Below are 9,577 nucleotides of genomic sequence, written 5' to 3'. Positions count from 1 at the left end.
GATCTGGCCGGACCAGGCCGCTCCGGACACCGCCGTGGCGGCCGCCGGCCAGCCGGTCGCGGCCGTCGCCGCCGTGCCCGCGATCTTCCCCGCCCGCTGGCAGGACGCCTCGACCACCCAGCTCCCGCTGGGCGTCGGCCTGGGCCTGATCGGCTGCGGTCTGGGCCTGGTCGGCCTGCGGCTGCGCCGGAGCTGAGGCGGGAGACCGGGCGCGGGAGCGGGCGCGGGGCGCGGGAGCCGGGGTGCGACGCGCCCGGCGCGGGGCCGGGGTTCCGGCGGGTGCGGGGCGGCGGGCCGGTGCCGGCGGGGCCGGGGCCCGGCGGCGGACGGGGCGCGGGCGGTCGGCGGACGGAGCGCGGGAACTGAGTATCCGTACGGATTCCCGCCCGGGGCCCGGGGGCGTACCGTCGTCATGGGTGGCGCAGGACGGCGGGACGACCGGGGGCTTCCGCCCGACCAACCCCAGTGAGAGAGAATGTTGTTCATGACGAATCCGATGAACGAGCGCCCGTCGCAGGAGCCCTTCCGGGCCGCCGGCGGGCAGTCGCAGGACGGCCAGAAGGTGCTGATCGTCGGACCGGACGGGCTGCCCGTGGGCCAGGGGTTCGCCGGCGCGGCCGGGGACGGGGACGACGAGGGCGACGTGCCCCGCGAGCTCCCGGTGACCGAGATGGTCGAGCAGCCCGCCAAGGTCATGCGCATCGGCAGCATGATCAAGCAGCTGTTGGAGGAGGTCCGGGCCGCTCCCCTCGACGAGGCGAGCCGGGTTCGGCTGAAGGACATCCACGCGAGCTCGATCAAGGAACTCGAACTGGGGCTGGCCCCGGAGCTGGTCGCCGAGCTGGAACGGCTGTCGCTGCCGTTCACCGACGACACCATCCCGACCGAGGCCGAGCTGCGGATCGCCCAGGCCCAGCTGGTCGGCTGGCTGGAGGGCCTGTTCCACGGCATCCAGACCGCCCTGTTCGCGCAGCAGATGGCGGCCCGGGCCCAGCTGGAGCAGATGCGGCGGGCGCTGCCGCCCGGCCTGCACACCAGCGAGTCGGACGACGACGAGCCGGGCCAGGGCCGCGGCATCCGCTCCGGTCCGTACCTGTAGCCGCACCCGGCGGTGCCCGTCGGCAGGTGCGTCCGGTCCGCGCCGACCGCCGTCCGGACCGGACGTACCACGACGGTCCTCCCCGGCCCGGGCCTCCGGGGACCGGACGCCGCGGGCCCGGGGCCGCGCCCGGCCCTGGACCGATCACCGTCGGCGCGAGCCGATACCCTGGCCCCTGTCGCCGGCCGGTGGAACCGCCGCGGCAGGGGCCCGCCAGGCCAGCGGGCCGGGCCCACCAGCACGGACGAGACCGAACGTCAGGCTGCGGCAAGCACGGCCGCGCCGAGGGGGAGCAGAGGACCATGAGCGAGCACGGCAACGCGGCGGTCGAGGGCTTCTCCCTGGGCAACGGCCGCTATGTGCTGCAGCGGCTGCTGGGCGAGGGCGGCATGGCCTCCGTGCACCTCGCCTACGACAGCGTGCTGGACCGGCAGGTCGCGCTGAAGAGCATGCACAGCGAGCTGGGCCGGGACGACTCGTTCAAGGAGCGGTTCCGCCGCGAGGCCCAGGCCGTGGCCCGGCTGGAGCACCCGAACATCGTCACGGTGTACGACAGCGGCGAGGACATCGCCCCGGACGGCTCCAGCACGCCGTACATCGTCATGCAGCTGATCGACGGCCAGGGCCTGCGCGAGGCGATCAACGAGGCGATCGGCCAGTACGGCGCGATGCCGGCCGAGGAGGCCCTGAAGGTCACCGTCGGCGTGTTGAACGCGCTGGAGGCCTCGCACGACATGGGCCTGGTGCACCGCGACATCAAGCCCGGCAACGTCATGTTCGACCGCAAGGGCAACGTCAAGGTCATGGACTTCGGCATCGCCCGCGCGCTGGAATCCGGCGTCACGTCGATGACCCAGACCGGCATGGTGGTCGGCACCCCGCAGTACCTCTCGCCCGAGCAGGCGCTCGGCAAGCCGGTGGACGCCCGCTCCGACCTGTACTCGGTCGGCGTGATGCTCTTCGAGATGATCACCGGCCAGCTGGTCTTCGACGGCGACTCGGCGTTCTCGATCGCCTACAAGCACGTCCAGGAGGAGCCGCCGGCCCCCTCCACCCTCAACCGCTCGATCACCCCCGAGGTGGACGCCTTCGTCGCCCAGGCGCTGCGCAAGGACCCGGCGCACCGGTTCCAGAGCGCGGCGGCGATGCGGGACGAGGCGGAGCGGCTGATCGAGGCCGCCAAGGGCGGCGGCAACGGGCAGCGGCTGCAGGCCAGCACCCCGCTGGTGATCAACGAGGGCCCGCGCTCGGTGCACGCCGCTCCGCAGGCGCCCCAGGCCCCGCAGACGCCGCAGCCCTTCCAGCCGCAGCCGCCGCAGCAGCAGTACCGGACCCCGCCGCCCGCCTACCAGGCGCCGCAGACCCCGCACCCCTTCCCGCAGCAGCAGTACCAGACCCCGCCGCCGGCCTTCCAGCCCCCGCGGCCGCAGGCGCCGCACACCCCGCACCCGCAGTTCCTCCAGCAAGGGGCGCCGCAGGCGCACACCCCGCCGCCGCAGCCGATGCCGCCGTACCAGCAGCCGAAGCAGCCCACCAGCGGCGGCGGCTGCTCGACGGCCGTGGTCGTGATCGGGATCATCGTCGGCGTGCTGGTGCTCGCGGGCATCATCATCGCGATCGTGGTCAACAAGGCGAACGAGAAGACCGGCGGCAAGTTCAGCACCTCGGAGCGTCCCGCCAACGTGCTGGTCGTCGACCTCCCCGCCGACCGGAATGGCCTGCTCTGACGGTTTCCGGCCGGTTCGGGGGTACCACGGTCGTCCGCCGGAAGCGGTAGCGTTCGGGGATACGTAAGCGACAGGGCACCGCGATCCGAGCGAACGCCCGGGGCGAGGAGCGATGGCACAGACGCAGCAGCCGGACGACGACGCGGGTGTCCGAGCGGTCGGCCGGACCGGCGGAACCCCGAGGATCCCCGAGCCCGGTGCCGAGGCCGCGACCTCGGCGCTGCCCCCGTTCGGCAGCGGCCCGCAGACCCCGGGCCGCGGCACCGCCGTGCCGCTGAGCACCGTCGGCGACGGCCGCTACCGGCTGACCCACCGGCTCGGGCGCGGCGGCATGGCCGAGGTGTTCGCCGCCGAGGACGTGCGGCTCGGCCGCACCGTCGCGGTCAAGCTGCTGCGCGGGGAACTGGCCCAGGACGACGTCGCCCGGCTGCGCTTCACCCGCGAGGCACACGCCGTCGCGGCGCTCAACCACCACTCGATCGTCGCGGTCTACGACACCGGCGAGGAGTACGTCGGGGACGAGTCCACGCCGTACATCGTGATGGAGCTGGTCGAGGGCCGCACCGTCCGCGAGCTGCTCGCGGACGAGGAGGCGCCGCCGGTCGACCAGGCGCTGATCATCATCGCCGGGGTGCTGGAGGCGCTCGCCTACAGCCACCGCAACGGCATCGTCCACCGCGACATCAAGCCCGCCAACGTGATCATCACCAACACCGGCGCGGTCAAGGTGATGGACTTCGGCATCGCCCGCGCGCTGACCGGCGGGGCCACCACGATGACCCAGACCGGCATGGTCATGGGCACCCCGCAGTACCTCTCGCCCGAGCAGGCGCTCGGCAAGCCGGTCGACCACCGCTCCGACCTGTACGCGGCCGGCTGCATGCTCTACGAGCTGCTCACGCTGCGCCCGCCGTTCACCGGCGACACCCCGCTCTCGGTGGTCTACCAGCACGTCCAGGACCTGCCGGTGCCGCCCTCGCAGGCCAACGGCCGGGTGCCGGCCGGGCTCGACCCGCTGGTGCTGCGCTCGCTCGCCAAGAACCCGGACGACCGCTTCCAGGACGCCGACGAGTTCCGCGCCCACGTGCAGCACTCGCTGCGCGAGATGCACGGCGCGGGCGGGGCCGCCTGGGCCGGCGCGGCCGCGGGCGACACCGGCGCGACCCAGGTGCTCCGGCCGGACCAGACGGCGGCCACCGCGGCCTTCGGCGCGGTGCGCCCCGGCGACCAGACCTCCGTGCTGCCGTACTCGACGGGCGGCCCGCACACCCCCTCCTCGCCCTACCCGGCGGCCGGCGGCCCGTACGGCGGGGGCGGCGACGGCGCGGACGGGGACGGCGACGGCTCCGGCCGGCGGCGCGGGCCGTGGGGCTGGGTGGCCGGTGCGATTGCCGTGCTGGTCGCGGCCGGCGCGGGCATCGCGTTCGCGCTCAGCGGCACCGACCACCCCGACCCCAAGGTGACCCCGACGCAGGCCCCGGTGGTCACCAGCAGCGAGACGACCGTGCCGTCCCAGAGCGGTCCGACGACCGCGCCGACCTCGGCCTCGGGCAGCAAGAAGCCGCAGCAGCCGACCGACCCGGCCACCAACAGCGGGAACAACAACACCGGGACCAACAGCGGCAACAACATGTCGCCGTCGCCGGGTACGGGCAAGCACACGCCGAGCCCGACCCCGACCGGGCCCGCGAGCCACACGCCGACCGGGACGGCGCCGGCGACCTCGACCGGCGGTGCGACGGCCGGCAGCAGCACGCCGCCGCCGAACCCGCTGCCGACCAAGACGATCCCGCCGGTGACGCAGCCGGCCTCGCCGCCTCCGCCGGCCGGGAGCAACTGAGGGGCACGGCCGACCGGCTCCGGCCGGTCGGCCGTCGGTCGGCCGGAGCCGGTCAGTTGGCGAAGGCGTCCAGGACCTGCTCGTACTCCTGGCACCACCACGCCAACTGCCCCGCGGAGGCGGGGTAGAGCGGGTCGGCCCGGTGGTCGGCCCGCTGGTAGCGCCACTGCAGCATCCAGAAGTCGTTCAGCCGCTCCCACCAGACCCGGTGGACGGCGGCGGCCAGGTGCTCGGCGGTGGCGGCGCCGGAGGCCCGGTAGGCCTGTGAGTAGCGGCGGACCCGGACCAGGTCGAGGACGCCGGACGTACGGTCGTTGAAGAGCAGCGTGGCGGCCCGGACGGCCTCCTCGGCGCGCGGCTGCGGGCCGAGCTTGTCCCAGTCCAGAACGGCCGCCACCCGGCCGCCCCGCGGGCCGTCGCCGTACAGCAGGTTGAGGCCGTGGAAGTCGCCGTGGGTCCAGCCGGTGGGCGGGGCGGCCTCCGGGGCGGGGCGGCGGTGGGCGTGCTCGGCGAGCAGTTCCAGCCGTTCCGTGAGCCGTTCGACCACCAGGGCGTCCAACTCCCCGGCCGGGTGGTGCTCCCGGGCGCGGCACCGCAGGTCGCGGGCGAGGGCGGCGCTGTCGACGGGGTCGGCGCTCCGGTAGCCGGCGGGTTGTTCGAGGGGGGCGCAGACGTCGTCCAGCGCGCCGTGCAGTTGGCCGAGCAGCGCGCCGAGCGCGTCGCACTGCGACGGGTCGAGCTCGCCGCCGTGCCGGTGCCGGCCCTCGACCCAGGGGAACAGCGCGAACAGCCGGCCGCCCCAGGAGACCACCGTGCCGGAGCGTTCGGCGCAGGCCAGCGGGGGTGCGACGGGCAGTCCGAGGGTGTTCAGCGCGGCCATCGCGCGGTGGTGGGCGAGGATCTTCGGACGGCTGGCGGTGGCGGAGTCGACGTAGCACTTCAGGAAGTACGGCCCGGCCTCGGTGGTGACCAGGTACCCCCGGTTCAGCAGGCCCTCGGTGACCGGCTCGGCGGTCAGCAGCCGCCCTGTCCGGTAGCGGGTCAGGACCTCGGCGAGCGCGCCCAGCGGGACGGGTGGACTGAGGGTCCCCATCGGAGGTGCGGAGAGGTCGGGGCGGGCCGGTGCGCAGGCGAGGGTCTGGCTGAAAGTCACGTGCAGAGGTTATGGCCCCCTTGTGGGGGCCCTTGACAAACCGTCAGTTCTGTGAAGCTTTCCGTCAGTACTGGTGGTCGGCCTGGTGCCGCGCCACGAAGGCGGCCGCCTGGGTGCGCCGCTCCATGCCCATCTTGGCGAGCAGACTGGAGACGTAGTTCTTCACCGTCTTCTCGGCCAGGTGCAGCTCGTTGCCGATCTGACGGTTCGTCATCCCCTCGCCGATCAGATCGAGGATCCGCCGTTCCTGCTTGGTGAGTTGGGCGAGCCGCTCGTCCTCCTTCTCCCCGCCGTCGCGCAGCCGGGCGAGCACCCTGCTGGTCGCGACCGGGTCGAGCAGCGAGCGGCCGGCCGCGACGTCCCGGACGGCGGTGATCAGGTCGGTGCCGCGGATCGCCTTCAGTACGTAGCCGGAGGCGCCCGCCATGATCGAGTCGAACAGCGCCTCGTCGTCCGAGAACGACGTCAGCATCAGGCACTTGATCTCCGGCAGCCTGGACCGGATCTCGCGGCAGACCTCGACCCCGTTGCCGTCCGGCAGCCGGACGTCGAGCACCGCCACGTCCGGGTGGACCGCCGGGATCCGGGTGAGTGCCTCGGCGGCTGTACCGGCCTCGCCGACCACCTCGATGTCGTCCTCGACCGAGAGCAGATCGTGCACGCCCCGCCGGACGACCTCGTGATCGTCGAGCAGGAATACCCTGATTTGTCCGTTATCAGTCACGTCCAAAGCCTCCCATACCACCGTACGAAAGACCTATCACCCGCACCTCCACGACGACGCGATCCGGCCAGGACCGTCCGAAACCGATACCGAGAACCCCCTTACGTACGGGCGTCTGCCCGGATAACGTGCGCTGGTGTCCTGAAGGCGCTCGAATTGAGAGCTGCGTCACGCCGACCGTCACCCCCACCCTTCCGACGGCGAGCCGAGCGCGGCACCCTCGGGGTTGTAGGCCCTGAACAAGTAGGACGTCCTAGCGCAAGCGCGTCGAGGGCGGACGCTGGGTAACGTTCTCGTGAGGGACGCCGTCGGAACAGGATCACCACCTGCCCCGCAGTGGGAGCGCACACCCACGCGCGCCCCGCGAGGCGGTGACCGGACCGGTCACCGGCGACCCCGGGCGGCCGGACAGACCGAGGAGTGAACGTGACCGTCAAAAGCACGGCGAGGGCTCGCAAGAAGGCGGCCCCCGGCGTCCCTGACACCCTCCGCGCCAAGGGCGAGGACGCCCAGCCGGAGCTCGTCCAGCTGCTCACGCCGGAAGGCGAGCGGGTCGAGCACCCGGACTACCCCCTCACCACCACTCCCGAGGAGCTGCGCGCCCTCTACCGCGACCTGGTGCTGGTGCGCCGGTTCGACGGTGAGGCCACCGCGCTCCAGCGCCAGGGCGAGCTCGGCCTGTGGGCCTCGCTGCTCGGCCAGGAGGCCGCCCAGGTCGGCTCCGGCCGCGCGATGCGCCCCGGCGACTACGCCTTCCCCACGTACCGCGAGCACGGCGTGGCCTGGTGCCGCGACGTCGACCCGCTGAACCTGCTCGGCATGTTCCGCGGCGTGAACCACGGCGGCTGGGACCCGAACGAGAAGAACTTCCACCTGTACACCATCGTGATCGGCGCGCAGACCCTGCACGCCACCGGTTACGCGATGGGCATCAGCAAGGACGGCGCCGACGACGCGGTGATCGCGTACTTCGGCGACGGCGCCTCCAGCCAGGGCGACGTCAACGAGGCCTTCACCTTCGCCTCGGTCTACAACGCGCCGGTGGTGTTCTTCTGCCAGAACAACCAGTGGGCGATCTCCGAGCCCACCACCACCCAGACCAAGATCCCGCTGTACCGCCGCGCCTCCGGCTTCGGCTTCCCGGGCGTCCGGGTCGACGGCAACGACGTGCTGGCCTGCCTCGCGGTCACCCGCTGGGCGCTCGACCACGCCCGCAGCGGCAACGGCCCGGTGCTGATCGAGGCGTTCACCTACCGGATGGGTGCCCACACCACCTCCGACGACCCCACCCGCTACCGCCACGCCGAGGAGACCGAGGCCTGGAAGGCCAAGGACCCGATCACCCGGCTCCGCGCCCACCTGGAGAAGGAGGGCCTGGCCGACGCGGAGTTCTTCGACGCCGTCGACGCCGAGAGCGAGCAGCTGGGGCTGCGGGTGCGCGAGGGCGTGCGCGGCATGCCGGACCCGGACCCGACCCTGATCTTCGACCACGTGTACAGCGAGCCGCACGCGCTGGTCGATGAGGAACGGGCCGAGTACGTCGAGTACGCGGCCTCCTTCGAGGCGGGGGAGAACCACTGATGGCCGGTCAGCTGAGCATCGCCAAGGCGCTGAACGGAGCGCTGCGCAAGTCGCTGGAGAACGACCCGAAGACCGTCCTGATGGGCGAGGACATCGGCAAGCTCGGCGGCGTCTTCCGGATCACCGACGGCCTGCAGAAGGACTTCGGCGAGGACCGGGTGATCGACACCCCGCTCGCCGAGTCCGGCATCATGGGCACCGCGATCGGCCTGGCGCTGCGCGGCTACCGCCCCGTCGTGGAGATCCAGTTCGACGGCTTCGTCTACCCGGCCTTCGACCAGATCGTCTCCCAGCTGGCCAAGATGCACGCCCGTGCGCTGGGCCACGTCAAGCTGCCGGTCACCGTGCGCATCCCCTACGCGGGTGGCATCGGCGCGGTCGAGCACCACAGCGAGTCGCACGAGGCGTACTTCGCGCACACCGCCGGCCTGCGGGTGGTCACCCCGGCCAGCGCGCACGACGCGCACTGGATGCTGCGGCAGTCGATCGAGTCCGACGACCCGGTCATCTTCCTGGAGCCCAAGCGCCGTTACTGGGACAAGGGCGAGGTCGGCGACGCCGCCGACCTGGGCCTGCACGACGCCCGGATCGTCCGGCCCGGCACCGACGCGACGCTGATCGCGTACGGCCCGATGGTCAAGGTCTGCCTGGAGGCCGCCGCGGCCGCCGAGGAGGACGGCCGCCGGCTGGAGGTCGTCGACCTGCGCTCGCTCTCCCCGGTGGACTTCGCCGCCCTGGAGGAGTCGGTCAAGCGCACCGGCCGGGCCGTCGTGGTGCACGAGGCGCCCGTCTTCCTGGGCATGGGCGCGGAGTTGGCCGCCCGGCTCACCGAGAAGTGCTTCTACCACCTGGAGGCACCGGTCCTGCGGGTCGGCGGCTACTACGCGCCGTACCCGCCGTCCCGGGTCGAGGAGGCCTTCCTCCCCGACCTGGACCGCGTGCTCGACGCCGTCGACCGCGCGCTCGCGTACTGATCCGGGGGAGCGAAGATGACCACCGAAGTTCGCTCGCTCCGCGAGTTCAAGATGCCCGACGTGGGCGAGGGCCTCACCGAGGCCGAGATCCTCAGCTGGTACGTCAAGCCCGGTGACACCGTCACCGACGGGCAGGTCGTCTGCGAGGTGGAGACCGCCAAGGCGGCCGTGGAACTGCCCATCCCGTTCAACGGGGTGGTCGAGCGGCTGCACTTCCCCGAGGGCGCCACGGTCGACGTCGGCACCGTGATCATCTCGGTCGCGGTCGCCGGGGAGGCGGGGGCCGCGGCTCCGGCCGCCCCCGCCGCGGCTCCGGCCGAGGCTCCGGCGCCGGCCCCGGCTCCCGCCGAGGAGGCCGTGCCCGAGCGGCGCGAGGTGCTGGTCGGGTACGGCCCGCGCACCGGCGGCACCCAGCGCCGGGCGCGGCGGACGACCACCACCAGGGTCGCCGCGACCGCTCCGGCTCCGGTCGCCGCGAC

At 73.2% G+C, this 9,577-nt stretch carries 8 protein-coding genes and 1 pseudogene; 7 read left to right on the top strand and 2 right to left on the bottom strand.

Annotation, left to right across the window (positions count from 1 at the left end; translation table 11 throughout):
• From ABZW03_RS30310 to ABZW03_RS30295, 4 genes and pseudogenes are all read left to right on the top strand, one after another.
• A pseudogene (locus ABZW03_RS30310) lies at positions 1–196 on the top strand (hypothetical protein); the annotation flags it as partial.
• A gap of 288 nt (positions 197–484) precedes the next feature.
• Entirely contained in the window at positions 485–1,099 is a 615-nt protein-coding gene (locus tag ABZW03_RS30305; RefSeq protein WP_355265205.1) for a bacterial proteasome activator family protein, read from the top strand.
• Positions 1,100–1,401: 302 nt separating this feature from the next.
• Complete coding sequence (locus ABZW03_RS30300; protein WP_355265202.1) at positions 1,402–2,826, top strand: protein kinase; 1,425 nt, start codon at positions 1,402–1,404, stop codon at positions 2,824–2,826.
• A 112-nt stretch (positions 2,827–2,938) separates the two neighbouring features.
• Positions 2,939–4,666, top strand: a complete 1,728-nt coding sequence (locus ABZW03_RS30295) for a protein kinase (protein WP_355265199.1) — start codon at positions 2,939–2,941, stop codon at positions 4,664–4,666.
• 52 nt (positions 4,667–4,718) lie between these two features.
• On the opposite strand, the gene ABZW03_RS30290 is transcribed toward ABZW03_RS30295, so the two are convergent.
• Both ABZW03_RS30290 and ABZW03_RS30285 read right to left on the bottom strand, forming a co-directional pair.
• On the bottom strand, positions 4,719–5,819 hold the full coding sequence (locus ABZW03_RS30290; protein WP_355265196.1) for a phosphotransferase: 1,101 nt from the start codon (positions 5,817–5,819) through the stop codon (positions 4,719–4,721).
• A 64-nt stretch (positions 5,820–5,883) separates the two neighbouring features.
• On the bottom strand, positions 5,884–6,543 hold the full coding sequence (locus tag ABZW03_RS30285) for a response regulator transcription factor (RefSeq protein WP_189913240.1): 660 nt from the start codon (positions 6,541–6,543) through the stop codon (positions 5,884–5,886).
• Positions 6,544–6,969: 426 nt separating this feature from the next.
• Between ABZW03_RS30285 and pdhA the strand changes: the two genes are divergently transcribed.
• The 3 genes from pdhA to ABZW03_RS30270 all read left to right on the top strand — a co-directional run.
• Positions 6,970–8,124, top strand: a complete 1,155-nt coding sequence (gene pdhA / locus ABZW03_RS30280) for a pyruvate dehydrogenase (acetyl-transferring) E1 component subunit alpha (RefSeq protein WP_355265193.1) — start codon at positions 6,970–6,972, stop codon at positions 8,122–8,124.
• The gene (locus ABZW03_RS30275) at positions 8,121–9,098 is read left to right on the top strand and encodes an alpha-ketoacid dehydrogenase subunit beta (RefSeq protein ID WP_355265208.1); all 978 of its coding nucleotides are present in this window, start codon (positions 8,121–8,123) and stop codon (positions 9,096–9,098) included. Before pdhA ends, ABZW03_RS30275 begins: the two co-directional genes overlap by 4 nt.
• Positions 9,099–9,113: 15 nt before the next feature.
• On the top strand, positions 9,114–9,577 hold a 464-nt coding region (locus ABZW03_RS30270), incomplete at its 3' end, for a biotin/lipoyl-containing protein (RefSeq protein ID WP_355265190.1).

Source organism: Kitasatospora sp. NPDC004799 (assembly GCF_040609095.1).
Classification (GTDB): Bacteria; Actinomycetota; Actinomycetes; order Streptomycetales; family Streptomycetaceae; genus Kitasatospora.
The sequence above is the reverse complement of the archived record's forward strand: the minus strand, read 5'-3'. Positions and strand labels throughout refer to the sequence as shown.